Raw genomic sequence first — 24,988 nt, forward strand, 5'->3', positions numbered from 1 at the left:
TGCACCCTATTCGAGTCCGAAGGGGCGGGTGAGGCCCGGGTCGGCGGGTCTCCGGCGCGCCGGTAGACTACGGCGTATTATGCGCATCCTCGTGACCGGCGGTGCCGGCTTCATCGGTTCTGAATTCGTTCGCCAGCTTCTCGGCGCCGACTCCACTGACCAGATCACCGTCTTCGACAAGCTCACCTACTCGGGCGTCGAGGCCAACCTGGCACCGGTGGCGGGTCACAGCGGCTACTCCTTCGTCCGGGGGGACATCTGCGACGTCGACGCCGTCGACGCCGTGATGCCCGGCCACGACGTCGTGGTGCACTTCGCCGCCGAGTCCCACGTGGACCGGTCGATCGCTGGTGCCGGCCCGTTCGTGCTGACCAACGTCGTCGGCACCCAGGTCCTGCTGGACGCCGCCCGCAAGCACGGCGTGGGCCGCTTCGTCCACATCTCCACCGACGAGGTGTACGGCTCCATCAACGAGGGCTCCTGGACCGAGACCTGGCCGCTGGAGCCGAACTCCCCGTACTCGGCCTCCAAGGCCTCCTCCGACCTGCTCGCGCTGGCCTACCACCGCACCCACGGCATGGACGTCGTGGTGACGCGCTGCTCCAACAACTACGGGCACTACCAGTTCCCCGAGAAGGTCATCCCGCTCTTCACCACCAACCTGATCGACGGCAAGAAGGTCCCGCTGTACGGCGACGGCGGCAACGTCCGCGACTGGCTGCACGTCTCGGACCACTGCCGGGGCATCGAGCTGGTCATGCGCGGCGGCCGCGCCGGCGAGGTCTACAACATCGGCGGCGGCACCGAGGCGACCAACAAGGAGCTCACCGGCCTGCTGCTGGAGGCCGCCGGTGTCGGCTGGGAGATGGTCGAGCACGTCGCCGACCGCAAGGGCCACGACCTGCGCTACTCGATCGACATCAGCAAGATCCGCGAGGAGCTCGGCTACGAGCCGCAGGTCCGCTTCGAGGACGGCCTCGCCGCGACCATCGCCTGGTACCGCGAGAACCGCGCCTGGTGGGAGCCGCTGAAGCAGAAGGCGGCGCTGCAGAAGTGAGCGACACCTCCTCGGGCCGGGTCCGCTGGCTCGTCACCGGCGCCGTCGGCATGCTCGGCCAGGACCTGCTGACGGTCCTCGCCGGTGACCCGACGGCCGAAGTGACCGCCCTCGGCCGCGCCGACCTCGACATCACCGACGCGGAGGCCGTGCTGGCCGCCGTGGAGGGCCACGACATCGTGGTGAACTGCGCAGCCTGGACCGCGGTCGACGCGGCCGAGACCGAGGAGGAGGCCGCCACCGCCGTCAACGGCACCGGTGTGCGCCACCTCGCCGCCGCCTGCGCCAAGACCGGCGCCCGGATGCTCCAGGTGTCGACCGACTACGTGCTGCCCGGGGACGCCACCGAGCCGTACGCCGAGACCGCGCCGACCGGCCCGGTCAACGCGTACGGTCGCGGCAAGCTGGTCGGCGAGCAGGCCGTGGCGGAGCTGCTCCCGCAGCACGGCTACGTGGTGCGCACCGCCTGGCTGTACGGCGAGCACGGCAAGAACTTCGTCGCCACCATGCTGCGGCTCGCCGCCCAGCGCGAGACGCTGGATGTCGTCGACGACCAGCAGGGCCAGCCGACCTGGTCGCTGGCCCTGGCCCGGCAGCTCGTGGAGCTCGGCACCGCCGCGCTCGCCGGGCGCGCCCCGGCCGGGGTCTACCACGGCACCGCGGCCGGCCGGACGACCTGGTGCGGACTGGCGCGCGAGGCCTACCGGCTGAGCGGCCTCGCCCCGGAGCGGATCCGTCCGACCACCTCCGCGGCGTACGTCACGCCCGCCGCCCGGCCCGCGTTCAGCGTGCTGGGCCACGACCGGTGGGCCGCGGCGGGCCTCAGCCCGCAGCCGGACTGGCGCGAGCAACTCGCCGAGGCGCTCGGTACCCCCGTGTTCACCGAGTTGGCTGCCACGGCTCGGGCGATCGAGAGCGACAGACTGCAGTGAGGAATCCGCTGGCCAAGGTAGCCGCCGCGCTGCCGCCGGGAACCCTGGCGGTGGCGGGCGGCACTGTCGTGCTGGGCGCGGCTTCGTACATCCACCTCGGTGTGGCGGGCCACAGCCTCTCGGTCGACGACATGGCGAACGTGTCCCTGCTGTGGACCATCGTGATGTCCGTCGGCATCGGCGTCTTCTTCCCGATCGAGCAGGAGCTGACCCGGATCGTCGCGGCCCGCGCCGCGCTCGGGCACGGTGCCGCCCCGGTGCTGCGCCGCGCCACCCTGCTGACCGGCGGGATCCTCGCCACCGTGCTGCTGGCGCTCGGGATCGGAGCCCGGCCGATCGCCGACGCCATGTTCCACGGGGACCGCTCGCTGGTGCTGGCACTGGGCGGCGCCTTCCTCGGCATGGCGGTCTGCTACCTCACCCGCGGTGTGCTGGCCGGCCTCGGCCGGTTCGGCGCGTACGGCACTCAGCTGGGCATCGACGGCGGCCTGCGGATCGGGCTCGCCGCGGGCGCCGCGGTCGGCGGGGTGCACTCGGCGCTGGCGTTCAGCCTGATCCTGGCCGTCGCACCGGTCGCGGCCACCCTGCTGACCCTGCCGCCGCTGTTCCGGGCCGTCCGGCCCGGCCCACGGGTGCCGTGGTCGGAGCTCTGCTCCGGGCTCGGCCTGCTGATCTGCTCGACCCTGCTCTCCCAGGTCGTGGTGAACGCCGCCGTGGTGAGCACCAAGCTGCTCGCTCCCTCGAACTCCGCCCTGATCGCCGCGCTGCTCAACGCGCTGGTGCTGGCCCGAGTCCCGCTGTTCGTGTTCGGATCGCTCCAGGCCTCGTTGCTGAGCGGGCTGTCCTCGGCGATCGCGGTCGGCGACCGTGCGGCCTTCACCGGTATGCTCCGCCGGATCGGCCTCGTGGTCGGCGGCCTCGGCGTGCTCGGCGGGATCCCGGCGGTGGCACTCGGTCCCTGGCTGATCCAGGTGCTCTTCGGCGCCAAGCCGGTGCTCGGCTGCCTGGACTTCTTCTGGATGTCCGCCGGCACCGTGGCGTACATGTTCGCGATGGTGCTCGGTCAGGCGCTGATGGTATTCAAGCGTCACAACCTGCAGTTGCTCTGTTGGGCGGTCGGCACCGCGTTCCTCGCCGGCGTCACCTTCCTGCCCGGCGACGTGGCCACCCGCGTGGTCGTGGCCTACACGGCAGGATCGGTGGTCACGGTGCTCGGTATGCTGGCTGCGCTCAGGCGCAGCTTCCCCGGTTCGACGGCGACCGACACCGTGCGGAGCACATCGGAGCAGGCCGCACCCTCCGCGACTGCCGGGGTGGTCGGCGAATGACCGCACCGCCCCGCAACATACAGATTGCCGCGCACGAGCGCGGGAGACACCCCGAACATGGAGCCCCCGTGTCCCAGTACGACGACGTCTGGCTGGTGATCCCGGCCTACAACGAAGGTCAGGTGATCGCTGACGTTGTGGAGGGAGCGCGCAAGACGTTCCCGAACATCGTTGTGGTCGATGACGGCAGTGCGGACGACTCCGCCAAGCACATCATGACGACGGGCGCCCACCTGGTGCGGCACCCGGTCAACCTCGGTCAAGGCGCCGCGCTGCAGACCGGCCTCGCCTACGCGCTCGCCCAGCCGGGGGCCAAGTACTTCGCCACCTTCGACGCGGACGGCCAGCACCAGACGGCCGACGTCGAGAAGATGGTCGCCCTGCTCCGCACGGGCGAGGCGGACGTGGTCCTCGGTTCGCGCTTCATCGAGCAGAACGGCCAGGTGCCGTGGATCAAGCGTGTGGTGCTGAGGACCGCCGCGACGGTCAGCCCGACGGCGCGCAAGCTCAAGCTCACCGACTCGCACAACGGCCTGCGCGTGCTCAACCGTGAGGCCGCGAGCCGGATCCGGATCACCATGAACGGCATGGCCCACGCCTCGGAGATCGTCGGCTTCCTGGCCGGCGCCGACCTCCGGGTGGCCGAACTCCCGGTGGACATCCTCTACACCGACTACTCACGCGCCAAGGGTCAGTCCCTGATCAACGGCGTCAACATCATCTTCGACATCTCGCTTCGGGAGCGTGGCCGCCGATGAACTACTTCTGGATCCAGCTGGTGCTGATCGTGGGTGCGGTCACCCTCGCGTTCATGTTCATCCGGCGCTGGGACGCGGCCAACACCCGGGCGTGGAAGCGCATCGCGTTCTCCGTCTTCGTGATCGCGAACATCTACGCGATCCTGCGTCCGAGCGATGTCACCTGGGTGGCCCACAAGTTCGGCGTCGGCCGCGGCACCGACCTGGTGCTGTACGTCATGGTCCTGGCCATGGGCTTCCTGACCTTGAACACCTTCCTGCGGTTCCGCTCGCTGGAGAAGAAGATCACCGATCTGGCCCGCACCGTCGCGATCAACGAGGGTGCCCGGCTGAACGGGGAGCGCTTCGACCTGGACCTGCCGGTCTCCGCCCCGGTGAAGAGCGACGGAGCCTGAGCCCCATGGCCACCTTCGAGTTCATGCTGCCGTACTACGGCGACGTGGCGTTGATGCAGGCCGCGGTGCGCAGCATCCTGGGACAGACCGACCCGGACTTCCGGATGACCGTCATCGACGACGGCAAGGAGCCGGACGTCCCGGGCTGGTTCGCCGAACTCGGCGACGACCGGGTCAGCTACCTGCGCAACGAGCAGAACCTGGGGATCACCAAGAACTTCCAGAAGTGCGTGGAGCTGTCGACCGCGGACCACGTGGTGATCATGGGTTGCGACGACCTGCTGCACCCGCACTACCTGGAGACCGTCCGGTCGATTCTGGCGGCCAACCCCGGCCTGGGCATGGTCCAGCCGGGCGTCGAGGTCATCGACGGGGACGGCGTGGTCAGCTCGGGCCTGGCCGACAACGTGAAGGGCAAGCTGTACGCCCCGAACGTCAGCGGCCGGCGCCTGATGGGCGGCGAGGAACTCGCGGCCAGCGTGCTGCGCGGCAATTGGCTGTACTTCCCGTCGATCTGCTGGCGCGGCGACGCCCTGCGTGCGGTCAGCTTCCGCGACGAGTACTCGGTGATCCAGGACCTGGCCCTGGTGGTCGACCTGCTGGAGCGGGGCGAGTCGATGATGATCGACAACACCACGGTCGTCTTCCAGTACCGCCGCCACGCGGTCAGCGAGTCATCGGTGCAGGCTTTCTCGGGCACCCGTTTCACCGAGGCGGAACGCTACTTCAACGCGGTGGCCGAGCGCATGGACAGCCGTGGCTGGCCGAAGGCCGCCCGCGCGGCCCGGGTCCGCAGCGCCTCCCGCTTCCACGCGCTCACGATGCTCCCCGGCGCGCTGCGTCGCGGTCAGACGGCCGGCGTCAAGGTACTGGCCAAGCACGCGTTCACCGCGGGGCAGCGGCACTGACGCGCGGCCCCGCGCTCACGTGAAGGAGCCCGGTCCCCTGCTCAGCAGGGGACCGGGCTCCTTCCGTTGCGCGGCGGGTCAGCCCGCCGACAGGGTCGTCAGCACGCTCCGGAGCGCGCCGGAGGCCTTCGGGCGGGTGGGGAACGGGCTGTTCGGGGAGCAGCCCAGCGTGCCCTGGTCCGGGCCCTGGACGAGCCGTCCGGACAGGTCGCCCGGCTTGGAGCACTTGTTGTTCGGCGCGTACGCGGAGCAGTGCCCGTTGAGGCTCTCGGTCGTCTGCGAGGCCAGGGCGAGGTGGCCGGTGTCGGTCTGCGTGGTGGGCATGAAGCGGTCGGCGGTGGCGGAGCCGGCCATCCCGTACAGCAGGCCGAGGGCGCAGAGCGCGCCCGTGGCGACCGCGCGCGGGGTCAACCGGGGGAGCACGCGGACCGGCGCGATCTCGGCGGCCGCGTCGCGCCGGGCGCCGAACCGCTGGGCGGCCAGGTAGCAGGCGAGGCCGACGAGCACGAGCGTGCAGTACAGCAGCTGGGCGCTGGTGCGGGGGTAGAGCATGACGGCCTGGTCGCGCTCCATGTGGGAGGCGTACCAGTACCGCATGAGCAGGGCGCTGGCCGCGCAGGCGGCGGTCACCAGGACGGAGGCGCGGTTGATGCCGAGCGCCAGGGCGAAGCCGAGGCCGGCGAGCAGGACGACGGAGAACAGTCCCACCCCGCCCAGCTCACCGGGGATCGGCCAGGTGCTCCAGGCGTCCGTGCCGGGGAGGTCGTCCCGCCACATCGCGAAGTACGTCGGTTCGACGTAGGTGTCGAAGTAGCAGTACCGGTCGACGGTGGATCCGGCCGAGCCGAGCATCCGCACCAGGTAGCTGCCGGCCACCGCGAGGAAGACCACGGTGGTCGCCGCGAGGGTGGTCCCGGCCGTGGCCAGCGCCCGGGTCCCGCCGTCCTTCCAGACCCGGACGAGGAGGATCGCGGCCAGCACGATCACGCCGAGCGCCGACCAGACGAACCAGCCGGAGTAGAGGATGAACATCAGGCCGACGGCCAGGCCGAGGCCGGCGCCCTGAGCCGCGGCGCGGCGGCGGGGGAGTTCCTTGGAGTGCTGGAGCAACTGGACGAGCTTGCCGAGGACCGGCACCAGCGCCACCAGGACCAGGGTGGTGTACGGCTTGTAGGGCTGCATCATCGGCAGCGACGCGGTGACACCGATGCCCAGCGCCCACAGCGGCGGCAGCAGCAGCCGCCACGCCAGGTAGGCGACCGGGCCGAGCAGCCCGGTGAAGAGCAGGGAGAGCAGCTTCATCGCGTAGCCGACGTCGCCCCCGGTGAAGGCCTCGGCGGTCCAGGCGACCAGGTGCGGGAACATCGGCGGGTAGGCGCCGTCGAGGGGCCTGCCGTGCATGAGGGCTCCGGCCCACGCCTGGAGCGTGCCGGAGTCGCCGCCCTGGGCGTACAGCGGCCAGAAGGTGTCGCGCAGGGCGAGCGAGACGCCGGCCGCGACGACGCCGGAGGCGAGCCCGGCGACGGCTGCCGCCGCGAACCGCAGCGGGGTCTGCGGCCAGCGGCGCATCGCCGGGAGGCAGACCACCAGGACGAGGCCGAGCAGCAGCACCAGCTGGAGCTGCAGTGCGGCCAGGCCGCTGACCTGGCCGATCCGGGACATCGGGTCGAGGTGGACGAACCGTGCGAGGCCGGTCATCAGCAGGCTCGCGGCCAGTGCGACCAGGCCTTCGAGGACCCAGAGCAGGAAGCCGTTGCGGACCGGTCCGCGCGAGCCCTGGCGCCGTACGGGACCTCGTATGTGGTCGGCCGGAGGAGCCGCGGTCTGGAGGCTGGTCACTGGGTGGTCCTTCGGAGCCGGGCGTGGACGGTGGGCGGACGGTGCCGAGCGTCCGGGACCGGTCGCTCAACTGCTCGACCGATTCTGCCAGGGGCACGGATGCCGCTTTCCCCCGGATCGGACACATGTGCGGATATCCGGTGGAGGCGGCAGCCGACTGTGATCAAACCGTTGGAATGAACTCCGACGGGGGTCGGGGGAGCGCGGATTCCTTGGGCGGCACGCCCGTTGGGGCTCACCGGAGCGAGGTAGTGTCTCCAAGGCGCCGGGTGCCCGGAACAGCCCTGTGGAGTCCGCAGTCCTACGGAAGTGAAGCGACATGACCGATCTGGCAACCGACCGGCTCAGCGGACCGGATGCGAGACCAGATGGCGACGGCAGCGCCCGTTCCGTCGGCCAGGCGGCCACTTACCGCTGGTTCGAGCAGCGCCGGGTCCTGGTGGCCGGAGAGATCCTGGTCAGCGTGGTGGCGGCGCTCGGCTTCACGCTGCTCTGCCGCCACATCAGCGTGAACCCGCTGAACCGGATCGGTCAGGTCAGCGGCCTGGCCAAGATCCAGCAGTACGCGGCCATGATCGGGCTGCCGATCCTCGCCGTCCTGGTGTACACCGCCTACCGCGGCGGGCTGCGCCGGCACGGCATCGTCCAGCGGCTGGTCTGTGCCGCCCTGGCCGGCCTGGCCACCGGCGTGGTGGCCGGCGGCGTCGTGGTCGCGCTGCGCGGCACCCCCTGGCCGCTCGGCGGACAGGAGGGCGACCCGAGCGTCCTGGTCGACATGGCGACGTCGATGATGCACGGCAAGGGGATCTCCGGGGTCTACCCGCCGCTGTTCCCGGCGGCGATGGCGCTCTGGTCCGAGCTTCACTACGGCGGGGTCGGCGGCGCCGGCTTCGCCCTGCACGACCTTCAGATCGTCTGCAGCGCGCTGGTGGGGCCGATGAGCTACCTGGCCTGGCGGCTGATGCTGAGGCCGTTCTGGGCGCTGGCCATCGCGGTGCCGTCGGCGCTCGTCTTCCTCGACCCGATCCGCCCGTACAGCCACGTCACGATGATCGTCCTGCTGCCGTTGCTGGCGGCCTGCCTCCGCGAGCTGCGCCGGGCGGAAGAGCTGTCGACCCGGTCGCTGTGGCTGCGCGGCCTCGGGTTCGGCGCCGTGTTCGGGATCCTGTTCCTCTGGTACTCGGGCTGGTACCTCTGGGCGGCGCCGGGCGTCTTCCTGCTGAGCCTGTTCCTCTTCCCCTGGCGCGCCGGCCGGCGGGCCACCCGCCGCGCCCTGCTGTTCCTGGCGGTCGTGCTGGCCACCGCCGGGGCGATCGGCTCGCCGCTGCTCTACAACATCGTCAGGCAGGGCGCGGACACCCCGGACCGCTACGCCTACATCGCCACCTACGTCGACCCGGCCTACGTGCTGGGCTGGATGTCCGACCGCAACGGCACGTCGACCTATCACAACTGGCCGCAGGCGGGTGAGCTGGTCGGCCAGACCGGATTCGCGGTCATGCTGATCGCCGCCGTCGGCATCGGGGTGGGCCTGGGCCTGCGCAACCTGATGGTCCGGCTCGCCGCTGCGGTGCTGGCCGGCGCCTGGTTGATGCGGTTCTGGTTCGCCTCGCACATGGCGCACTCCCAGATGATCCAGCTGTACCCGCGGACCACCTGGATCATCATGTACTGCCTGCTGATCCTCGCGGTCGTCGGGCTGATGACCAGCCTGGAGCGCGGTGTCGGCTGGCTGGGGCGGCTGTTCCGTTCCAGCGGCCGCGCTCCCTCCGCGGGGCCGGTGATCCCGCACCGGGTGGTCAAGCAGCTGACGGCCGGCCTGATCTGCGCCCTGGCGCTGTTCGCGACCATGGGGGCCTCCTGGTCGGTGGACCGCTACATGCCGCAGCCGGAGTCCACCAACAGCATGGGCCTGGACGCCTGGCGGGCCCACACGATCAAGAAGAAGGACGGCACCTGCCCGAAGTACTCGCCGGTGGCGAAGTGCGCGGACATCATCACCAAGGACTGGAAGCCGAACCCCGACACGCGCTTCATCTGGTGCGCCAACGTGACCACCGAGGACTGGCCCACGGTCTGCGGCCGGCAGGCCCCCTGGGTGACCGGGGAGAAGAAGTAACCCGCACGAGCGACGGTCGGGGCCGGTGAGGTACGCCTCACCGGCCCCGATTGGCATCCGGGCTGCTCCATGTGGCAGTATGTCCAAGTTGCTCGGTTGAGTGCCGATGCTGCGCGCCTCCCGCCGGGAGGACTGGAAGCGAGTCCCATGTACTCGTCGTTCCCGTGATGGCCGTCAAGCGTGAGTTCTACGCCACGGCAGCTGCGGGGCGAAAGTACGGGAATCTTCCGGGAAGCGTGTGCGGGGCCTCGACCCGGCTCCCCCCACCCCGAAAGTTCGAAACCGACGAAGTACTTCGCCGGTTTTTTGCAAGCGCGAAGGCGACACGCCCGAGCGCGGGGGTCGGAGGGGCAGTCGTGTGGCAAATAAGGACAAAGGACTACTGAGTAGCCATGGCGGGACAGAAGATCCGCATCCGGCTCAAGGCCTACGACCACGAGGTCATCGACTCTTCGGCGAAGAAGATCGTCGAGACGGTGATCCGTACTGGTGCGCAGGTCGCGGGCCCGGTGCCGCTGCCCACTGAGAAGAACGTGTACTGCGTCATCCGCTCGCCGCACAAGTACAAGGACTCGCGCGAGCACTTCGAGATGCGTACTCACAAGCGTCTGATCGACATCCTCGACCCCACGCCGAAGACGGTTGACTCGCTCATGCGTCTCGACCTGCCGGCGGGCGTCGACATCGAGATCAAGCTCTGAGAGGCGCACCGAAGATGGCTAAGCAGATTAAGGGCATCCTGGGCGAGAAGCTCGGCATGACCCAGGTCTGGGACGAGAACAACCGGGTTGTCCCGGTGACCGTCGTCAAGGCTGGGCCCAATGTCGTGACCCAGGTCCACACCGCCGACAGCGCGGCCGGCTACAGCGCCGTCCAGCTCGGCTTCGGCGAGATCGACCCCCGCAAGGTGAACAAGCCCCTCGCGGGCCACTTCGCCAAGGCCGGTGTCACCCCGCGCCGTCACCTGGTCGAGCTCCGTACCTCGGACGCGTCCGAGTACACCCTCGGCCAGGAGATCACCGCGGAGCTGTTCGAGGCGGGTGTCAAGGTCGACGTGACCGGCACCTCCAAGGGCAAGGGCTTCGCCGGTGTCATGAAGCGCCACAACTTCCGGGGCCTCGGCGCCGGTCACGGTGTGCAGCGCAAGCACCGCTCGCCCGGCTCGATCGGTGGCTGCGCCACCCCGGGTCGCGTGTTCAAGGGCGTGAGGATGGCCGGCCGGATGGGCCACGAGCGTGTGACCACCCAGAACCTGACCATCCATGCCGTTGACGCGGAGAAGGGGCTGCTCCTGATCAAGGGCGCAATCCCGGGCCCGAACGGCGGCCTCGTCCTCGTCCGCACCGCGGCGAAGGGGCTGTGAGGATATGAGCACCATTGACATCCTGTCGCCCTCGGGCGACAAGACCGGCAGCCTCGAGCTGCCGGCCGAGATCTTCGACGCGAAGGTCAGCGTTCCGCTGATGCACCAGGTCGTCGTGGCGCAGCTCGCTGCGGCCCGTCAGGGCACCCACAAGACCAAGACTCGTGGCGAGGTCCGCGGTGGCGGCAAGAAGCCGTACCGCCAGAAGGGCACCGGCCGCGCCCGTCAGGGCTCGACCCGTGCGCCGCAGTTCGCCGGCGGTGGCGTCGTGCACGGTCCCGTGCCGCGTGACTACTCGCAGCGGACCCCGAAGAAGATGATCGCCGCCGCCCTGCGCGGTGCGCTCACCGACCGGGCCCGCCACAACCGCATTCACGTCGTCACCGACGTGATCGCGACCGAGGCGCCGTCGACCAAGGCCGCCAAGGGTCTGTTCGGCAAGATCACCGAGCGCAAGAACATCCTCCTCGTCGTCGAGCGTGCCGACGAGCTGGGTCTGAAGAGCGCCCGCAACCTGCCGAACGTCCACATCCTGGACGCCGGTCAGCTGAACACCTACGACGTGCTCGTCTCCGACGATGTGGTCTTCACCCAGGCCGCCTTCGAGCGTTTCGTGGCCGGTCCGGCCGCGTCCGCCAAGGCCGTGGCTGCTGAGGGCGAGCTCGAAGGGAGCGCCGCCTGATGGCTGCAGAGATCACGAGCAAGACGTTCACGGACCCCCGTGACGTCCTGGTGAAGCCGGTCATCTCGGAGAAGAGCTACTCGCTCCTCGACGAGAACAAGTACACGTTCATCGTGTCGCCGGGCGCCAACAAGACCCAGATCAAGCAGGCCGTCGAGGCGGTCTTCTCGGTCAAGGTCGAGTCGGTCAACACGCTCAACCGTCAGGGCAAGCGCAAGCGCTCCAAGACGGGCTTTGGCAAGCGCAAGGACACCAAGCGCGCCATCGTGACGCTGGCCGAGGGCAACCGCATCGACATCTTCGGGGGTCCGGTCTCCTAACGGAGACTCGGATCGTCGATAAGGACGAGGACGAGAGAGCCAAATGGGCATCCGCAAGTACAAGCCGACTACGCCGGGCCGTCGCGGCTCCAGCGTGGCCGACTTCGTAGAGATCACGCGGTCCACGCCGGAGAAGTCGCTGGTTCGCCCCCTGCACAGCAAGGGCGGCCGTAACAACGCCGGTCGTATCACCGCTCGCCACCAGGGTGGCGGACACAAGCGCGCCTACCGCGTGATCGACTTCCGTCGTCACGACAAGGACGGCGTGCCGGCCAAGGTCGCTCACATCGAGTACGACCCGAACCGCACCGCGCGCATCGCGCTCCTGCACTACCTGGACGGCGAGAAGCGCTACATCATCGCGCCGCGCGGCATCGCGCAGGGTGACCGGATCGAGAACGGCGCTGGCGCCGACATCAAGCCGGGCAACAACCTGCCGCTGCGCAACATCCCGGTCGGTACCACCATCCACGCGGTGGAGCTGCGTCCCGGCGGCGGTGCCAAGCTGGCCCGCTCGGCCGGCTCCGGCATCCAGCTGCTGGCGCGTGAGGGCAAGATGGCGCACCTGCGCATGCCCTCCGGTGAGATCCGCCTGGTCGACGCGCGCTGCCGCGCGACCGTCGGCGAGGTCGGCAACGCCGAGCAGTCGAACATCAACTGGGGCAAGGCCGGCCGTATGCGCTGGAAGGGCGTCCGCCCGACCGTGCGTGGTGTCGCCATGAACCCGATCGACCACCCGCACGGTGGTGGTGAGGGTAAGACCTCTGGTGGCCGCCACCCGGTCTCGCCGTGGGGCCAGAAGGAGGGTCGTACCCGTCGCCCGAAGAAGGCGTCGGACGCTCTCATCGTGCGCCGCCGCAAGACCAACAAGAAGCGCTAGGAGCAGGTCAGATGCCGCGCAGTCTCAAGAAGGGCCCCTTCATCGACGGCCACCTTCTCAAGAAGGTGGACGCGCAGAACGAGGCGGGTACCCAGAACGTCATCAAGACCTGGTCCCGTCGCTCCGTGATCTTCCCGGCCATGCTCGGCCACACGATCGCGGTGCACGATGGCCGTAAGCACGTCCCGGTGTTCGTCACCGAGTCGATGGTCGGCCACAAGCTCGGCGAGTTCGCGCCGACGCGCACGTTCCGCGGTCACGTCAAGGACGACCGCAAGTCGAAGCGTCGCTAGTCGCCAGCGAGATTACCGACTCAATGACTTACACCAGCAAGGGGACAACCATGGAAGCCAGGGCCCAGGCGCGGTACATCCGCGTCACGCCCATGAAGGCCCGCCGCGTGGTGGACCTCATCCGTGGCCTGAACGCCACGGAGGCCCAGGCGGTCCTGCGTTTCGCTCCGCAGGCCGCCACCGTGCCGGTCGGCAAGGTGCTTGACAGCGCCATCGCCAACGCCGTGCACAACTACAACCACAACAACGTGGACGATCTCGTCATCAGCGAGGCGTACGTTGACGAGGGCCCGACCCTGAAGCGGTTCCGTCCGCGTGCCCAGGGCCGTGCCTACCGGATCCGCAAGCGGACCAGCCACATCACCGTGGTCGTCAGCAGCAAGGAAGGGACCCGGTAATGGGCCAGAAGGTTAACCCGCACGGGTTCCGCCTCGGCATCAGCACGGACTTCAAGTCCCGCTGGTACGCCGACAAGCTGTACAAGGACTACGTCAAGGAAGACGTTGCCATTCGTCGCATGATGACGAAGGGCATGGAGCGCGCCGGCATCTCCAAGGTCGAGATCGAGCGCACCCGCGACCGCGTCCGCGTCGACATCCACACCGCTCGCCCCGGCATCGTCATCGGTCGCCGTGGCACCGAGGCCGACCGCATCCGCGGCGACCTGGAGAAGCTGACCGGCAAGCAGGTCCAGCTGAACATCCTCGAGGTCAAGAACCCCGAGCTGGACGCCCAGCTCGTGGCTCAGGGCGTCGCGGAGCAGCTGTCCTCGCGCGTCTCCTTCCGTCGTGCCATGCGCAAGTCGATGCAGGGCACCATGAAGTCCGGCGCCAAGGGCATCAAGGTCCAGTGCTCCGGTCGTCTCGGCGGCGCCGAGATGAGCCGTTCGGAGTTCTACCGCGAGGGCCGTGTGCCGCTGCACACCCTGCGCGCGAACGTCGACTACGGCTTCTTCGAGGCCAAGACGACCTTCGGCCGCATCGGCGTGAAGGTCTGGATCTACAAGGGCGACGTCAAGAACATCGCCGAGGTCCGCGCTGAGAACGCCGCTGCCCGCTCGGGTAACCGCCCGGCCCGTCCCGAGGGTGGTCGTCCCGCCCGCGGTGGCGAGCGCCGTGGTGGCGAGCGCGGTGGCCGTGGCCGTCGCCCCGCCGCTGCCGAGGCCTCCGCGGCCCCGGTCGCCGAGGCTCCGGCTGCCGAGAACACCGGAACGGAGGCCTGACCCCAATGCTGATCCCCCGTCGGGTCAAGCACCGCAAGCAGCACCACCCCAAGCGCCGCGGCGCTGCCAAGGGTGGCACCGAGCTCGCCTTCGGCGAGTACGGCATCCAGGCCGTCACCCCGGCCTACGTGACGAACCGGCAGATCGAGTCCGCTCGTATCGCCGTCACCCGTCACATCAAGCGTGGCGGCAAGGTCTGGATCAACATCTACCCGGACCGTCCGCTCACCAAGAAGCCGGCCGAGACCCGCATGGGTTCCGGTAAGGGTTCGCCCGAGTGGTGGATCGCGAACGTGCACCCGGGTCGGGTCATGTTCGAGCTGTCGTACCCCAACGAGAAGGTGGCTCGTGAGGCGCTGACCCGCGCTGCTCACAAGCTCCCGATGAAGTGCCGGATCATCCGGCGCGAGGCAGGTGAGAGCTGATGTCGGCCGGCACCAAGGCTGCTGACCTCCGCGAGCTGGACAACGAGGGTCTCGTTGCCAAGCTCCGTGAGGCCAAGGAGGAGCTGTTCAACCTCCGCTTCCAGGCGGCGACCGGGCAGCTCGACAACCACGGACGGCTCAAGCTCGTCCGTAAGGACATCGCGCGGATCTACACCCTGATGCGCGAGCGCGAGCTGGGCATCGAGACGGTGGAGAGCGCCTGATGACTGAGAACACCAACGAGACGCGCGGTTTCCGCAAGACCCGTGAGGGTCTCGTCGTCAGCGACAAGATGGACAAGACCGTCGTCGTCGCCGTCGAGGACCGCGTCAAGCACGCTCTGTACGGCAAGGTCATCCGCCGTACGAACAAGCTGAAGGCGCACGACGAGGCGAACGCCTGCGGCATCGGCGACCGGGTCCTCCTCGCGGAGACCCGCCCGCTGTCCGCGACGAAGCGCTGGCGCGTCGTCGAGATCCTCGAGAAGGCCAAGTAACGAAGTTGATGCGGTACGGCCGTATGTGCACCAGGCTCCTCGCGGGCGCTGGTGTGAGCAGCGGCCGGCCCGTCAGCTCTCGTTGACGATCAGGAGAAAGCTGTGATCCAGCAGGAGTCGCGACTGCGTGTCGCCGACAACACGGGCGCGAAGGAAATCCTTTGCATCCGCGTTCTCGGTGGCTCCGGTCGCCGCTACGCCGGTATCGGGGACGTCATCGTCGCGACCGTCAAGGACGCGATCCCCGGCGGTTCGGTGAAGAAGGGTGACGTCGTCAAGTGCGTCGTCGTCCGTACCGTGAAGTCGCGTCGTCGTCCGGATGGCTCGTACATCCGCTTCGACGAGAACGCCGCGGTCGTTCTGAAGAACACCGATGGTGACCCCCGTGGCACCCGCATCTTCGGCCCGGTGGGCCGCGAGCTGCGTGACAAGAAGTTCATGAAGATCATCTCGCTTGCGCCGGAGGTGCTCTAACTCATGGCGAACAGCATGAAGATCAAGAAGGGTGACCTGGTTCAGGTCATCACCGGCAAGGACAAGGGCAAGCAGGGCAAGGTCATCCAGGCCATGCCGGCTGAGAACAAGGTCCTGGTCGAGGGTGTGAACCGGGTCAAGAAGCACACCAAGCCGGGCCCGGGCACTCAGGGTGGCATTGTCACCGTCGAGGCCCCGGTGCACGTCTCCAACGTCCAGCTGGTCGTGGAGAAGGACGGCAAGAAGGTCGTCACCCGCGTTGGCTACCGCTTCGATGACGAGGGCAACAAGATCCGCGTTGCCAAGCGAACCGGTGAGGACATCTGATGTCTGAGACGACTGTTGAGAAGGTGACCCCCCGTCTCAAGGAGCGTTACAACTCCGAGATCAAGGGTCAGCTGCAGGAGCAGTTCTCGTACGAGAACGTCATGCTGACGCCCGGCCTGGTCAAGGTCGTCGTCAACATGGGTGTCGGCGAGGCCGCCCGTGACAGCAAGCTGATCGAGGGCGCGATCCGCGACCTGACCGCGATCACCGGTCAGAAGCCGGCCGTGACCAAGGCTCGTAAGTCCATCGCGCAGTTCAAGCTGCGCGAGGGCCAGCCGATCGGCACGCACGTCACCCTCCGCGGTGACCGCATGTGGGAGTTCCTGGACCGTCTGGTGTCGCTGGCCCTGCCGCGTATCCGTGACTTCCGTGGCCTCTCCCCGAAGCAGTTCGACGGCCGTGGCAACTACACCTTCGGTCTGACCGAGCAGGTTATGTTCCACGAGATCGACCAGGACAAGGTCGACCGTCAGCGCGGTATGGACATCACCGTCGTGACCACCGCTCAGACCGACGACGAGGGCCGGGCGCTCCTGCGCGCTCTGGGCTTCCCGTTCAAGGAGGCGTGAGCCAATGGCGAAGAAGTCCCTCATCGCGAAGTCCGAGCGCAAGCCGAAGTTCGGCGTCCGGGCTTACACCCGGTGCCAGCGCTGCGGCCGTCCGCACTCGGTGTACCGCAAGTTCGGCCTGTGCCGTGTCTGCCTCCGTGAGATGGCACACCGCGGCGAGCTGCCGGGCGTGACCAAGAGCTCCTGGTAGTCCTCTTCTTCCAGAAGACGGCCAGAGCTTTAGGCACAGCCAGCGAAGCAGAGGTGCCCGATCCCACACCGGCCCGTTTTGGGCCTGCCGTACGGATTCCCGTAAGGTAGTGGGGTCGGGCCCCCTGCCACGGCTTCCCCATGGATGTCCGTGGCCCTCTTACGGGAGGGCTCGCACCCAGTCTTACGACGTCGCAGGTCCCCTGCGCTTGTGCCTCTGACGCACTCGAAAGAGTGCGGCAGGGGGACCTGGCGCGGAGAAACCGCGGCGAGAGAGGCCTGAGGCCATCATGACCATGACCGACCCCATCGCAGACATGCTCACGCGTCTGCGTAACGCGAACTCGGCGTACCACGACACCGTGGCGATGCCGGCTAGCAAGATCAAGGCGCACGTCGCCCAGATCCTGCAGCAGGAGGGGTACATCTCCTCCTACAAGGTTGAGGAGCCGACTGAGGGCGAGGTCGGCAAGAAGCTGACCATCGAGCTCAAGTTCGGCCCCAACCGTGAGCGCTCCATCGCCGGCATCAAGCGCATCAGCAAGCCGGGTCTGCGCGTTTACGCAAAGTCCACCAACCTGCCGAAGGTTCTCGGCGGCCTGGGCGTGGCGATCATCTCCACGTCCTCCGGCCTCCTGACCGACAAGCAGGCCGCCAAGAAGGGCGTAGGCGGAGAAGTCCTCGCCTACGTCTGGTAATTCGGGAAACGGAGGTACAGCAATGTCGCGCATTGGACGGCTGCCCATCCAGGTCCCCGCTGGCGTGGACGTCACCATCGATGGCCAGGCGGTCTCGGTGAAGGGCCCGAAGGGCTCCCTCACCCACGTTGTCGCCGCGCCGATCGAGATCGGTAAGGGCGAGGACGGCACGCTGCTCGTCACCCGCCCCAACGACGAGCGTCAGTCGAAGGCCCTGCACGGTCTTTCCCGCACGCTGGTGGCGAACATGATCACCGGCGTGACCGCGGGCTACCGCAAGTCGCTGGAGATCAGCGGTGTCGGCTACCGAGTTCTGGCGAAGGGCTCCGACATGGAGTTCCAGCTGGGCTACAGCCACCCGATCCTGGTCGAGGCCCCCGAGGGCATCTCCTTCGTCGTCGAGTCGGCCACCAAGTTCCACGTGGACGGCATCGACAAGCAGAAGGTCGGCGAGGTCGCTGCGAAGATCCGCAAGCTGCGCAAGCCCGACCCGTACAAGGCCAAGGGCGTCAAGTACGCGGGCGAGGTCATCCGCCGCAAGGTCGGAAAGAGTGGTAAGTAAGCGATGAGTGTCTCTGTCAAGATCGGCAAGGGCAACGCCTACAAGAGCGCCGCTCGCAAGCGCCGCGCGATCCGCGTTCGCAAGCGCGTCGTCGGCACCGAGGTGCGTCCGCGCCTCGTCGTGACGCGCTCGAACCGTCACATGGTCGCCCAGGTCATCGACGACGCCAAGGGTCACACCCTGGCGTCGGCGTCCACCCTCGACGTGTCCATCAAGGGCGCCGAGGGCGACAAGACCGAGCTGGCCAAGAAGGTCGGGAGCCTGGTCGCCGAGCGCGCCAAGGCTGCCGGCATCGAGGCGGTCGTCTTCGACCGCGCGGGCAACCGGTACGCCGGCCGCATCGCCGCCCTGGCGGACGCGGCTCGCGAGGCCGGGCTCGACTTCTAAGCCGCTCGTCGACTCTGTCGGCGGACGTAATCGAGAGAGGTAATTCCAATGGCTGGACCCCAGCGCCGCGGTAGCGGCGCCGGCGGCGGCACCGGTGGCGAGCGGCGTGACCGTAAGCGTGACGACCGGGGTAACGCCCCCGCCGTCGAGAAGACCGCTTACGTCGAGCGCGTCGTCGCGATCAACCGTGTCGCCAAGGTTGTCAAGGGTGGCCGTCGTTTCTCCTTCACCGCGCTGGTCGTGGTGGGCGATGGCGATGGCACCGTGGGTGTCGGTTACGGGAAGGCGAAGGAGGTTCCGGCCGCCATCGCCAAGGGTGTTGAGGAGGCCAAGAAGAACTTCTTCAAGGTCCCCCGTATCCAGGGCACCATCCCGCACCCGATCCAGGGTGAGAAGGCCGCCGGCGTCGTGCTCCTGAAGCCCGCCGCCCCCGGTACCGGTGTTATCGCCGGTGGTCCGGTGCGCGCCGTCCTGGAGTGCGCCGGCATTCACGACATCCTGTCGAAGTCGCTCGGCTCGGACAACGCGATCAACATCGTGCACGCCACCGTGGCTGCTCTGAAGGGCCTCGTGCGCCCCGAGGAGATCGCCGCGCGTCGTGGCCTGCCGCTGGAGGACGTGGCCCCCGCCGCTCTGCTGCGGGCGCGTGCTGCTGGGGTGAGCGCCTGATGGCTCGCCTGAAGATCACGCAGACCAAGTCGTACATCGGCAGCAAGCAGAATCACCGTGACACCCTGCGTTCGCTTGGTCTCAAGCGCATGCACGACGTCGTGGTGAAGGAGGACCGTCCCGAGATCCGCGGGATGGCCCACACGGTCCGTCACCTGGTGACGGTTGAGGAGGTGGACTGATCATGGGCGACAACCCGATCAAGATCCACAACCTGCGTCCCGCCCCGGGTGCCAAGACCGACAAGATCCGTGTGGGTCGTGGTGAGGGCTCCAAGGGTAAGACCGCCGGTCGTGGTACCAAGGGCACCAAGGCCCGCTACCAGGTTCCGCAGCGCTTCGAGGGTGGCCAGATGCCGCTCCACATGCGCCTGCCGAAGCTGAAGGGCTTCAAGAACCCGTTCAAGATCACGTTCCAGGTCGTCAACCTCGACAAGCTGGCCGAGCTCTACCCGCAGGGTGGAGAGGTCACGGTCGAGGACCTGGTCGCGAAGGGCGCGGTTCGCAAGAACTCCCTCGTCAAGGTGCTCGGCACCGGCGAGGTCTCGGTTGCGCTGCAGGTGACGGTCGACGCCGTCTCCGGCTCGGCCGCCGAGAAGATCAAGGCCGCCGGCGGTACGGTCACCGAGCTCGTCTGAGCCCGCTGAACCCGCCGACACCCGGCTTCGAGCCCCGCACCTCCTTCGGGAGGTGCGGGGCTCGTGCTTTTACCGCGGCTTTCACCTCCGGGCCGAAATCCGGCGGTACCGGCGCTCGTTCTTTTGTGTGGCAAAACCGGGCATCCCGTACCCCCGTGAGTGGGGGAGGGACGGTACGCGCTTCTTTCGAGTGGCCGCGCACTGTTAGAGTCCGTGGAGTTCCCTTGTAGGCTGCGCGTAGGCTCGCCTGTGCCGTCTGTACGGGGGCCCGTACCGCAAACTCCCCATTCAGGACCGACCCTCCCGCCGACGACGCGCGGGAGGCGCAGGAGGCACCGTGCTCAGTGCGTTCGCGCGGGCGTTCCAGACGCCCGACCTGCGCAAGAAGCTGCTGTTCACGCTGGGCATCATGGTGCTGTTCCGGCTGGGCTCGCACATTCCGATCCCGGGCGTGAGCTTCACGGCCGTGAACGAGTGCGTGAAGGAGACCAAGAACAACGGCCTCTTCGGGCTCGTCAACCTGTTCAGCGGTGGCGCGCTACTACAGCTGACGATCTTCGCCCTCGGCATCATGCCGTACATCACGGCGAGCATCATCCTCCAGCTCCTCACCGTCGTGATCCCGCGACTGGAGATGCTGAAGAAGGAAGGCCAGGCCGGCCAGGCGAAGATCACCCAGTACACCCGCTACCTGACCATCGCGCTCGCCGTGCTCCAGGGCACCGGCATCGTCGCGACGGCCTCCAGCGGCGCGCTGTTCTCGGGCTGCCTGCAGGCCAACCAGATCGTGCCGGACACCTCGGTGTTCCGGATCGCCGTCATGGTCATCACGATGACCGCCGGCACCACGGTCATCATGTGGCTGGGTGAGCTGATCACCGACCGCGGCATCGGCAACGGCATGTCGCTGCTGATCTTCACCTCGATCGCCGCGCAGTTCCCGTCCTCGATGTGGGCCATCAAGACCTCCGGCACCATCGGCGGCGGCTGGGTCGAGTTCCTCTCCGTGGTGGCCGTCGGCATCATCGTTGTGATGCTGGTCATCTTCGTCGAGCAGGCCCAGCGCCGGATCCCGGTCCAGTACGCGAAGCGCATGATCGGCCGCCGGGCGTTCGGCGGCACCTCGACCTACATCCCGCTCAAGGTGAACCAGGCCGGTGTCATCCCGGTCATCTTCGCCTCGTCGCTGCTGTACATCCCGGCCCTGGTGGTCCAGCTGACCAACAGCCAGGCCGGCTGGGCGGTGTGGATCAAGCAGAACTTCGTCAAGGGTGACCACCCGATCTACATGGCCACCTACTTCCTGCTGATCGTCTTCTTCGCCTTCTTCTACGTCGCCATCTCCTTCAACCCCGAAGAAGTTGCCGACAATATGAAGAAGTATGGTGGCTTCATCCCGGGCATCCGGGCCGGCCGGCCGACGGCCGAGTACCTGAACTACGTGCTGACCCGGATCACGTGGCCGGGTTCGCTCTACCTGGGCCTGATCGCGTTGATCCCGATGATCGCCCTGGTCGCCTTCGGACAGCAGACCAACTTCCCGTTCGGTGGCACCAGCGTGCTCATCGTCGTCGGCGTCGGACTCGAAACTGTGAAGCAGATCGAGAGCCAGCTCCAGCAGCGCAATTACGAAGGGTTCCTCCGCTGATGCGTATCGTCCTCGTTGGTCCTCCCGGGGCCGGGAAGGGTACTCAGGCGCACCTGCTCGCCAAGACCCTGTCCATCCCCCACATCTCCACCGGAGACCTGTTCCGCGCCAACATCGGTCAGGGCACCCCGCTGGGGCTCGAGGCCAAGAGCTACATGGACGCGGGTCGCCTGGTGCCGGATGAGGTCACCATCGGGATGGCCAAGGACCGCATGCTCAAGGCCGACGCGGCCAACGGCTTCCTGCTCGACGGCTTCCCCCGCAACCTGGGTCAGGCCAAGGCGCTCGACGAGTTCCTGGTCGAGCAGGGCATCAAGCTGGACGGCGTGCTGGACCTGGAGGTCCCCGAGGACGAGGTCGTGCGCCGGATCGCCGGCCGCCGCCTGTGCCGCAACGACGGGGGCCACGTGTTCCACGTGGACTACAACCCGCCGAAGGTCGAGGGCGTCTGCGACGAGTGCGGCGGCGAGCTGTACCAGCGCTCGGACGACACCGAGGAGAAGGTGCGCACGCGCCTGGAGGTCTACCACACGGAGACCGAGCCGATCATCGACTACTACGTCCAGCAGGGCCTGGTGGCGACCATCTCGGCCCTCGGCAAGGTGGACGAGGTCACCCAGCGCGCGATCGAGGCGCTGAAGCAGAACGGCTGAGTTCGCTCGGCGAGGTACGCGTGGAACGGCCGGGTCGCCCGTGGAGCGGGCGGCCCGGCCGTTTTCGACGTCGTACGGTGGTAGGCAGTGGTAATCCGGACTTGGAAGGCGTGACCTGATGGTGGAGATCAAGACCCCCGAGCAGATCGCGAAGATGCGGGCGGCCGGGCTGGTCGTCGCCGAGGCGCTCAAGGCCTGCCGCGAGGCGGTCGCTCCCGGGGTGACCACCCAGGAGCTCAACGACATCGCCGACAAGGTCATCACCGACCACGGCGCCACCTCGAACTTCCGCGCCCACCACGGTGGGCTGTGGTTCCCGGGCGTGATCTGCGCCTCGGTGAACAACGAGGTCGTGCACGGCATCCCCGGCGAGCGGGTGCTGCAGGAGGGCGACATCATCTCGATCGACTGCGGCGCCATCCTGGACGGCTGGCACGGCGACTCGGCGATCACCGTCGCGGTCGGCGAGGTCCGTCCCGAGGTGGAGATGCTCAGCCGGGTGACCGAGGGCTCGATGTGGGCCGGCATCGCCCAGATGAAGAAGAGCAACCGCCTGGTGGACGTCTCCAAGGCGATCGAGGGCTTCATCCGCCGCCAGCCGCTGCCGCCCAAGGGCAAGTGGGGCATCACCGAGGGCTACGGCGGCCACGGCATCGGCACCGCGATGCACATGGAGCCGCACGTGCTGAACTACGTCGAGCGCGGCCGCGGCAAGGGCCCGAAGCTCGTCCCCGGCACCGTGCTGGCGATCGAGCCGATGGTCTCGCTGGGCACCCCGCACACCGCGGTGCTGGACGACGAGTGGACGGTCGTCACCAACGACGGCACCTGGGCCTCGCACTGGGAGCACTCGGTGGCCGTCACCGAGCAGGGCCCGCTGGTGCTGACCGCCTTCGACGGCGGCAAGGCCGAGCTGGCCAAGCTGGGCGTCACCGCCGCTCCGGACCCGCTGGCGTAGTCGCCGCGGTGGCCGACCGTCGCCGCTGACAAGGGATCAGAGCCCCGGAGGTTTGGACCTCCAGGGCTTTTGTCCTATTTTTAACGGCTGGCAGTGGCAGTTGGCTTACGAGTGAGCAGGAGAGCACACGTGCTCAAGGGATTCCGCGACTTTATGATGCGCGGCAACGTCGTCGACATGGCGGTCGGTGTGGTCATCGGAGCCGCGTTCACCGCGGTGGTGACCGGCTTCGTCACCGCGTTCCTCACCCCGCTGGTCGGCGTGGTGATCGGCGCGGCCGGCGACTTCAGTTCGTACACCGCGACGATCGCCCACGTGACCTTCCCGTACGGGCAGTTCCTCAACGTGCTGATCGCCTTCGTCATGACGGCCGCGGTGCTGTACTTCTGCGTCGTGCTGCCGGTCACCAAGGCGACCGCGCGGTACCTGCCGCAGAAGCCGAAGACCCTCACGCGCCCCTGCCCCGAGTGCCTGACCGAGATCCCGCAGGCCGCCCGCCGCTGCTCGGCCTGCACCGCCCACGTCGACCCGCTGACCGTCCCCGCCGGGGTCTGACGCGGCCGGTGTGACGGTGGACTCCTTCCGGTACCCCCGTTTTGGCCCGCGGGACGCGCTGGCGTAGGATGGACCGTCGGCTCACTCGTAGCGTGCTTCAGCGCGCCCTCTTCCCTCCGGGGGAGGGGTGAACCCAGGTTCGCACGAGCGTTCCGCATACGGTAGCCGGTCCCGGAAGGTGGATCTCGCAGTTCATGGCTAAGAAGCAAGGCGCCATTGAGATCGAGGGCACCGTGATCGAGTCTCTTCCGAACGCGATGTTCAAGGTCGAGCTGCAGAACGGTCACAAGGTCCTCGCGCACATCAGTGGCAAGATGCGCATGCACTACATCCGCATCCTGCCGGACGACCGGGTCGTCGTGGAGCTCAGCCCCTACGACCTCACGCGCGGCCGGATCGTCTACCGCTACAAGTAAGAACGTCAGATCTAGACCCGGAGAACCTGAACATGAAGGTCAAGCCGAGCGTCAAGAAGATCTGCGACAAGTGCAAGGTGATCCGCCGTCACGGCCGGGTCATGGTGATCTGCGACAACCTGCGCCACAAGCAGCGCCAGGGCTGATCTCCCTCCCGCATTTCTCGTAGTACTTCGCGCGACGCGAAAAACGTCATACGCGGGCTACCCGATCCGTCCAGGCGGACGGAATGCCTCCCCCGGTCAGAGGCCGGGGCTCCCTCACCGTGAGGTGTCGGAGTAGGTAGCACGCAAGACCTCTGAAGAACCACAGGAGCCATGAATGGCACGCCTCGCCGGCGTTGATCTCCCCCGTGAGAAGCGGATCGAGATCGCCCTTACGTACGTGTACGGCATCGGCCGTACCCGCGCCCAGCAGACCCTCGCCGAGACCGGTGTCAACCCGGATGTCCGCGTTCGCGACATCAGCGAGGACGACCTGGTCAAGCTGAGCCAGTACATCGACGCCAACTACACGGTCGAGGGTGACCTCCGCCGTGAGGTGGCCGCCGACATCCGCCGCAAGGTCGAGATCGGCTGCTACGAGGGTCTGCGTCACCGCCGTGGCCTGCCGGTCCGCGGCCAGCGCACCCACACCAACGCGCGTACCCGCAAGGGCCCGCGTCGCGCGATCGCCGGCAAGAAGAAGCCGGGCAAGAAGTAGTCCGTCCCGTAACCGGACATCCCTCCGGCCCGCGGGTCAGCGGACCGACCACCTCAGTAGGAGAACAGACTTATGCCCCCCAAGGGTCGTCAGGCTGCCGGCGCGAAGAAGATCCGCCGCAAGGAAAAGAAGAACGTCGCTCACGGCCACGCGCACATCAAGAGCACGTTCAACAACACCATCGTTTCGATCACCGACCCCGCGGGCAACGTGATCTCCTGGGCCTCCGCCGGCCACGTCGGCTTCAAGGGCTCGCGCAAGTCCACCCCGTTCGCCGCGCAGATGGCCGCCGAGGCCGCTGCCCGTCGCGCGCAGGAGCACGGCATGCGCAAGGTTGACGTCTTCGTGAAGGGTCCGGGCTCCGGCCGCGAGACCGCGATCCGTTCGCTCCAGGCCACCGGCCTGGAGGTCGGCTCGATCCAGGACGTCACCCCCACCCCGCACAACGGCTGCCGTCCGCCGAAGCGCCGCCGCGTCTGACGCAGCGCCTTCGGGCACGCTGGTCCTGCTTTAAACCACGTACGGGG

The 24,988-nt window shown here is 68.0% G+C and carries 37 protein-coding genes; 36 read left to right on the forward strand and 1 reads right to left on the reverse strand.

The window, feature by feature from the left end:
- The first annotated feature begins 79 nt into the window (after window positions 1–79).
- From rfbB to ACZ3YL_RS12380, 6 genes are all read left to right on the forward strand, one after another.
- On the forward strand, window positions 80–1,057 hold the full coding sequence (gene rfbB / locus ACZ3YL_RS12355; protein WP_188306753.1) for a dTDP-glucose 4,6-dehydratase: 978 nt from the start codon (window positions 80–82) through the stop codon (window positions 1,055–1,057).
- On the forward strand, window positions 1,054–1,989 hold the full coding sequence (rfbD, locus tag ACZ3YL_RS12360) for a dTDP-4-dehydrorhamnose reductase (RefSeq protein ID WP_465656968.1): 936 nt from the start codon (window positions 1,054–1,056) through the stop codon (window positions 1,987–1,989). The genes rfbB and rfbD overlap by 4 nt, the downstream gene beginning before the upstream one ends.
- Window positions 1,986–3,317, forward strand: coding sequence for a lipopolysaccharide biosynthesis protein (locus ACZ3YL_RS12365; protein ID WP_465656970.1), 1,332 nt, complete (start codon window positions 1,986–1,988; stop codon window positions 3,315–3,317). The genes rfbD and ACZ3YL_RS12365 overlap by 4 nt, the downstream gene beginning before the upstream one ends.
- A gap of 68 nt (window positions 3,318–3,385) precedes the next feature.
- The gene (locus ACZ3YL_RS12370) at window positions 3,386–4,075 is read left to right on the forward strand and encodes a glycosyltransferase family 2 protein (protein WP_317621234.1); all 690 of its coding nucleotides are present in this window, start codon (window positions 3,386–3,388) and stop codon (window positions 4,073–4,075) included.
- Entirely contained in the window at window positions 4,072–4,470 is a 399-nt protein-coding gene (locus ACZ3YL_RS12375) for a DUF2304 domain-containing protein (protein WP_188306756.1), read from the forward strand. Before ACZ3YL_RS12370 ends, ACZ3YL_RS12375 begins: the two co-directional genes overlap by 4 nt.
- A 5-nt stretch (window positions 4,471–4,475) precedes the next feature.
- Complete coding sequence (locus ACZ3YL_RS12380; protein WP_188306757.1) at window positions 4,476–5,378, forward strand: glycosyltransferase family 2 protein; 903 nt, start codon at window positions 4,476–4,478, stop codon at window positions 5,376–5,378.
- Window positions 5,379–5,456: 78 nt separating this feature from the next.
- On the opposite strand, the gene ACZ3YL_RS12385 is transcribed toward ACZ3YL_RS12380, so the two are convergent.
- Window positions 5,457–7,217 (reverse strand): hypothetical protein, encoded by a 1,761-nt coding sequence (locus ACZ3YL_RS12385; protein ID WP_188306758.1) that lies wholly within the window; start codon window positions 7,215–7,217, stop codon window positions 5,457–5,459.
- Between the two features lie 319 nt (window positions 7,218–7,536).
- Here ACZ3YL_RS12385 and ACZ3YL_RS12390 point away from each other — a divergent pair, with 319 nt between their 5' ends.
- The 30 genes from ACZ3YL_RS12390 (at window position 7,537) to rpsK (ending at window position 24,941) form a co-directional block, all read left to right on the forward strand.
- Window positions 7,537–9,336 carry a hypothetical protein gene (locus tag ACZ3YL_RS12390; protein ID WP_188306759.1) on the forward strand — a complete coding sequence of 600 codons (1,800 nt, stop codon included), beginning with the start codon at window positions 7,537–7,539 and terminating at the stop codon, window positions 9,334–9,336.
- A gap of 392 nt (window positions 9,337–9,728) precedes the next feature.
- A complete protein-coding gene (gene rpsJ, locus ACZ3YL_RS12395) occupies window positions 9,729–10,037 on the forward strand; it encodes a 30S ribosomal protein S10 (protein ID WP_012785157.1) in 309 nt (102 codons plus the stop codon).
- Window positions 10,038–10,051: 14 nt separating this feature from the next.
- Complete coding sequence (gene rplC / locus ACZ3YL_RS12400; RefSeq protein ID WP_188306760.1) at window positions 10,052–10,699, forward strand: 50S ribosomal protein L3; 648 nt, start codon at window positions 10,052–10,054, stop codon at window positions 10,697–10,699.
- A gap of 4 nt (window positions 10,700–10,703) precedes the next feature.
- A complete protein-coding gene (gene rplD, locus ACZ3YL_RS12405; protein ID WP_188306761.1) occupies window positions 10,704–11,381 on the forward strand; it encodes a 50S ribosomal protein L4 in 678 nt (225 codons plus the stop codon).
- On the forward strand, window positions 11,381–11,701 hold the full coding sequence (gene rplW, locus ACZ3YL_RS12410) for a 50S ribosomal protein L23 (protein WP_411293020.1): 321 nt from the start codon (window positions 11,381–11,383) through the stop codon (window positions 11,699–11,701). The genes rplD and rplW overlap by 1 nt, the downstream gene beginning before the upstream one ends.
- Before the next feature lie 43 nt (window positions 11,702–11,744).
- Window positions 11,745–12,581, forward strand: coding sequence for a 50S ribosomal protein L2 (gene rplB / locus ACZ3YL_RS12415; protein ID WP_188306762.1), 837 nt, complete (start codon window positions 11,745–11,747; stop codon window positions 12,579–12,581).
- An 11-nt stretch (window positions 12,582–12,592) separates the two neighbouring features.
- Window positions 12,593–12,874, forward strand: coding sequence for a 30S ribosomal protein S19 (gene rpsS / locus ACZ3YL_RS12420; protein WP_030055821.1), 282 nt, complete (start codon window positions 12,593–12,595; stop codon window positions 12,872–12,874).
- 50 nt (window positions 12,875–12,924) lie between these two features.
- Window positions 12,925–13,272 carry a 50S ribosomal protein L22 gene (rplV, locus tag ACZ3YL_RS12425; protein ID WP_033824229.1) on the forward strand — a complete coding sequence of 116 codons (348 nt, stop codon included), beginning with the start codon at window positions 12,925–12,927 and terminating at the stop codon, window positions 13,270–13,272.
- Window positions 13,272–14,096, forward strand: coding sequence for a 30S ribosomal protein S3 (gene rpsC, locus ACZ3YL_RS12430; RefSeq protein WP_188306763.1), 825 nt, complete (start codon window positions 13,272–13,274; stop codon window positions 14,094–14,096). Before rplV ends, rpsC begins: the two co-directional genes overlap by 1 nt.
- Before the next feature lie 5 nt (window positions 14,097–14,101).
- Window positions 14,102–14,521, forward strand: coding sequence for a 50S ribosomal protein L16 (gene rplP, locus ACZ3YL_RS12435; protein ID WP_030055824.1), 420 nt, complete (start codon window positions 14,102–14,104; stop codon window positions 14,519–14,521).
- Window positions 14,521–14,745, forward strand: a complete 225-nt coding sequence (gene rpmC, locus ACZ3YL_RS12440) for a 50S ribosomal protein L29 (protein ID WP_049649042.1) — start codon at window positions 14,521–14,523, stop codon at window positions 14,743–14,745. Before rplP ends, rpmC begins: the two co-directional genes overlap by 1 nt.
- Entirely contained in the window at window positions 14,745–15,017 is a 273-nt protein-coding gene (gene rpsQ, locus ACZ3YL_RS12445; protein WP_030055826.1) for a 30S ribosomal protein S17, read from the forward strand. Before rpmC ends, rpsQ begins: the two co-directional genes overlap by 1 nt.
- A 102-nt stretch (window positions 15,018–15,119) precedes the next feature.
- On the forward strand, window positions 15,120–15,491 hold the full coding sequence (gene rplN / locus ACZ3YL_RS12450) for a 50S ribosomal protein L14 (protein ID WP_030393301.1): 372 nt from the start codon (window positions 15,120–15,122) through the stop codon (window positions 15,489–15,491).
- Between the two features lie 15 nt (window positions 15,492–15,506).
- A complete protein-coding gene (rplX, locus tag ACZ3YL_RS12455; RefSeq protein ID WP_030232484.1) occupies window positions 15,507–15,818 on the forward strand; it encodes a 50S ribosomal protein L24 in 312 nt (103 codons plus the stop codon).
- Window positions 15,818–16,387 (forward strand): 50S ribosomal protein L5, encoded by a 570-nt coding sequence (rplE, locus tag ACZ3YL_RS12460; protein ID WP_030393302.1) that lies wholly within the window; start codon window positions 15,818–15,820, stop codon window positions 16,385–16,387. The genes rplX and rplE overlap by 1 nt, the downstream gene beginning before the upstream one ends.
- A gap of 4 nt (window positions 16,388–16,391) precedes the next feature.
- Entirely contained in the window at window positions 16,392–16,577 is a 186-nt protein-coding gene (locus tag ACZ3YL_RS12465; protein WP_030055830.1) for a type Z 30S ribosomal protein S14, read from the forward strand.
- Between the two features lie 289 nt (window positions 16,578–16,866).
- Window positions 16,867–17,274 (forward strand): 30S ribosomal protein S8, encoded by a 408-nt coding sequence (gene rpsH, locus ACZ3YL_RS12470; protein ID WP_188301635.1) that lies wholly within the window; start codon window positions 16,867–16,869, stop codon window positions 17,272–17,274.
- A 22-nt stretch (window positions 17,275–17,296) separates the two neighbouring features.
- On the forward strand, window positions 17,297–17,836 hold the full coding sequence (gene rplF, locus ACZ3YL_RS12475) for a 50S ribosomal protein L6 (protein WP_188306764.1): 540 nt from the start codon (window positions 17,297–17,299) through the stop codon (window positions 17,834–17,836).
- Between the two features lie 3 nt (window positions 17,837–17,839).
- Window positions 17,840–18,223 carry a 50S ribosomal protein L18 gene (gene rplR, locus ACZ3YL_RS12480; protein ID WP_030232494.1) on the forward strand — a complete coding sequence of 128 codons (384 nt, stop codon included), beginning with the start codon at window positions 17,840–17,842 and terminating at the stop codon, window positions 18,221–18,223.
- 48 nt (window positions 18,224–18,271) lie between these two features.
- Window positions 18,272–18,892, forward strand: a complete 621-nt coding sequence (gene rpsE / locus ACZ3YL_RS12485) for a 30S ribosomal protein S5 (protein WP_030393306.1) — start codon at window positions 18,272–18,274, stop codon at window positions 18,890–18,892.
- A complete protein-coding gene (gene rpmD, locus ACZ3YL_RS12490; protein WP_030055835.1) occupies window positions 18,892–19,074 on the forward strand; it encodes a 50S ribosomal protein L30 in 183 nt (60 codons plus the stop codon). The genes rpsE and rpmD overlap by 1 nt, the downstream gene beginning before the upstream one ends.
- A 2-nt stretch (window positions 19,075–19,076) precedes the next feature.
- Window positions 19,077–19,529, forward strand: coding sequence for a 50S ribosomal protein L15 (rplO, locus tag ACZ3YL_RS12495; protein ID WP_030280790.1), 453 nt, complete (start codon window positions 19,077–19,079; stop codon window positions 19,527–19,529).
- A 337-nt stretch (window positions 19,530–19,866) separates the two neighbouring features.
- Window positions 19,867–21,177, forward strand: coding sequence for a preprotein translocase subunit SecY (gene secY, locus ACZ3YL_RS12500; protein ID WP_188306765.1), 1,311 nt, complete (start codon window positions 19,867–19,869; stop codon window positions 21,175–21,177).
- On the forward strand, window positions 21,177–21,830 hold the full coding sequence (locus ACZ3YL_RS12505; RefSeq protein ID WP_465656977.1) for an adenylate kinase: 654 nt from the start codon (window positions 21,177–21,179) through the stop codon (window positions 21,828–21,830). Before secY ends, ACZ3YL_RS12505 begins: the two co-directional genes overlap by 1 nt.
- A 118-nt stretch (window positions 21,831–21,948) precedes the next feature.
- Window positions 21,949–22,788: a type I methionyl aminopeptidase gene (gene map / locus ACZ3YL_RS12510; protein WP_188306767.1), complete on the forward strand. Its 840-nt coding sequence runs from the start codon at window positions 21,949–21,951 to the stop codon at window positions 22,786–22,788.
- Window positions 22,789–22,917: 129 nt separating this feature from the next.
- On the forward strand, window positions 22,918–23,343 hold the full coding sequence (mscL, locus tag ACZ3YL_RS12515; protein WP_188306768.1) for a large conductance mechanosensitive channel protein MscL: 426 nt from the start codon (window positions 22,918–22,920) through the stop codon (window positions 23,341–23,343).
- A gap of 194 nt (window positions 23,344–23,537) precedes the next feature.
- Window positions 23,538–23,759, forward strand: coding sequence for a translation initiation factor IF-1 (gene infA / locus ACZ3YL_RS12520; RefSeq protein WP_003956442.1), 222 nt, complete (start codon window positions 23,538–23,540; stop codon window positions 23,757–23,759).
- A 32-nt stretch (window positions 23,760–23,791) separates the two neighbouring features.
- Window positions 23,792–23,905 (forward strand): 50S ribosomal protein L36, encoded by a 114-nt coding sequence (gene rpmJ, locus ACZ3YL_RS12525; protein ID WP_003956441.1) that lies wholly within the window; start codon window positions 23,792–23,794, stop codon window positions 23,903–23,905.
- A 175-nt stretch (window positions 23,906–24,080) separates the two neighbouring features.
- Complete coding sequence (gene rpsM / locus ACZ3YL_RS12530) at window positions 24,081–24,461, forward strand: 30S ribosomal protein S13 (RefSeq protein WP_188306769.1); 381 nt, start codon at window positions 24,081–24,083, stop codon at window positions 24,459–24,461.
- Window positions 24,462–24,533: 72 nt separating this feature from the next.
- Window positions 24,534–24,941 carry a 30S ribosomal protein S11 gene (gene rpsK / locus ACZ3YL_RS12535; protein WP_030232513.1) on the forward strand — a complete coding sequence of 136 codons (408 nt, stop codon included), beginning with the start codon at window positions 24,534–24,536 and terminating at the stop codon, window positions 24,939–24,941.
- Window positions 24,942–24,988 lie beyond the last annotated feature (47 nt).

Source organism: Kitasatospora sp. NPDC023176, from assembly GCF_055560495.1.

Excerpts from the sequence above, each read along its gene's own strand:
- ACZ3YL_RS12505 (WP_465656977.1), top strand. The coding sequence starts at position 21,177 with ATGCGTATCGTCCTCGTTGGTCCTCCCGGGGCCGGGAAGGGTACTCAG.
- rfbB (WP_188306753.1), top strand. The coding sequence starts at position 80 with ATGCGCATCCTCGTGACCGGCGGTGCCGGCTTCATCGGTTCTGAATTC.
- rpsQ (WP_030055826.1), top strand. The coding sequence starts at position 14,745 with ATGACTGAGAACACCAACGAGACGCGCGGTTTCCGCAAGACCCGTGAG.
- rpsS (WP_030055821.1), top strand. The coding sequence starts at position 12,593 with ATGCCGCGCAGTCTCAAGAAGGGCCCCTTCATCGACGGCCACCTTCTC.
- rpmJ (WP_003956441.1), top strand. The coding sequence starts at position 23,792 with ATGAAGGTCAAGCCGAGCGTCAAGAAGATCTGCGACAAGTGCAAGGTG.
- map (WP_188306767.1), top strand. The coding sequence starts at position 21,949 with ATGGTGGAGATCAAGACCCCCGAGCAGATCGCGAAGATGCGGGCGGCC.
- rpmD (WP_030055835.1), top strand. The coding sequence starts at position 18,892 with ATGGCTCGCCTGAAGATCACGCAGACCAAGTCGTACATCGGCAGCAAG.
- rplB (WP_188306762.1), top strand. The coding sequence starts at position 11,745 with ATGGGCATCCGCAAGTACAAGCCGACTACGCCGGGCCGTCGCGGCTCC.
- rplV (WP_033824229.1), top strand. The coding sequence starts at position 12,925 with ATGGAAGCCAGGGCCCAGGCGCGGTACATCCGCGTCACGCCCATGAAG.
- ACZ3YL_RS12375 (WP_188306756.1), top strand. The coding sequence starts at position 4,072 with ATGAACTACTTCTGGATCCAGCTGGTGCTGATCGTGGGTGCGGTCACC.
- ACZ3YL_RS12390 (WP_188306759.1), top strand. The coding sequence starts at position 7,537 with ATGACCGATCTGGCAACCGACCGGCTCAGCGGACCGGATGCGAGACCA.
- rpsH (WP_188301635.1), top strand. The coding sequence starts at position 16,867 with ATGACCATGACCGACCCCATCGCAGACATGCTCACGCGTCTGCGTAAC.
- rpmC (WP_049649042.1), top strand. The coding sequence starts at position 14,521 with ATGTCGGCCGGCACCAAGGCTGCTGACCTCCGCGAGCTGGACAACGAG.
- rpsK (WP_030232513.1), top strand. The coding sequence starts at position 24,534 with ATGCCCCCCAAGGGTCGTCAGGCTGCCGGCGCGAAGAAGATCCGCCGC.
- rplD (WP_188306761.1), top strand. The coding sequence starts at position 10,704 with ATGAGCACCATTGACATCCTGTCGCCCTCGGGCGACAAGACCGGCAGC.
- rpsE (WP_030393306.1), top strand. The coding sequence starts at position 18,272 with ATGGCTGGACCCCAGCGCCGCGGTAGCGGCGCCGGCGGCGGCACCGGT.
- rplX (WP_030232484.1), top strand. The coding sequence starts at position 15,507 with ATGAAGATCAAGAAGGGTGACCTGGTTCAGGTCATCACCGGCAAGGAC.
- rplE (WP_030393302.1), top strand. The coding sequence starts at position 15,818 with ATGTCTGAGACGACTGTTGAGAAGGTGACCCCCCGTCTCAAGGAGCGT.
- infA (WP_003956442.1), top strand. The coding sequence starts at position 23,538 with ATGGCTAAGAAGCAAGGCGCCATTGAGATCGAGGGCACCGTGATCGAG.
- rplO (WP_030280790.1), top strand. The coding sequence starts at position 19,077 with ATGGGCGACAACCCGATCAAGATCCACAACCTGCGTCCCGCCCCGGGT.
- rpsJ (WP_012785157.1), top strand. The coding sequence starts at position 9,729 with ATGGCGGGACAGAAGATCCGCATCCGGCTCAAGGCCTACGACCACGAG.
- ACZ3YL_RS12465 (WP_030055830.1), top strand. The coding sequence starts at position 16,392 with ATGGCGAAGAAGTCCCTCATCGCGAAGTCCGAGCGCAAGCCGAAGTTC.
- rpsC (WP_188306763.1), top strand. The coding sequence starts at position 13,272 with ATGGGCCAGAAGGTTAACCCGCACGGGTTCCGCCTCGGCATCAGCACG.
- rplW (WP_411293020.1), top strand. The coding sequence starts at position 11,381 with ATGGCTGCAGAGATCACGAGCAAGACGTTCACGGACCCCCGTGACGTC.
- rplF (WP_188306764.1), top strand. The coding sequence starts at position 17,297 with ATGTCGCGCATTGGACGGCTGCCCATCCAGGTCCCCGCTGGCGTGGAC.
- rplR (WP_030232494.1), top strand. The coding sequence starts at position 17,840 with ATGAGTGTCTCTGTCAAGATCGGCAAGGGCAACGCCTACAAGAGCGCC.
- rplP (WP_030055824.1), top strand. The coding sequence starts at position 14,102 with ATGCTGATCCCCCGTCGGGTCAAGCACCGCAAGCAGCACCACCCCAAG.
- ACZ3YL_RS12380 (WP_188306757.1), top strand. The coding sequence starts at position 4,476 with ATGGCCACCTTCGAGTTCATGCTGCCGTACTACGGCGACGTGGCGTTG.
- rpsM (WP_188306769.1), top strand. The coding sequence starts at position 24,081 with ATGGCACGCCTCGCCGGCGTTGATCTCCCCCGTGAGAAGCGGATCGAG.
- rplC (WP_188306760.1), top strand. The coding sequence starts at position 10,052 with ATGGCTAAGCAGATTAAGGGCATCCTGGGCGAGAAGCTCGGCATGACC.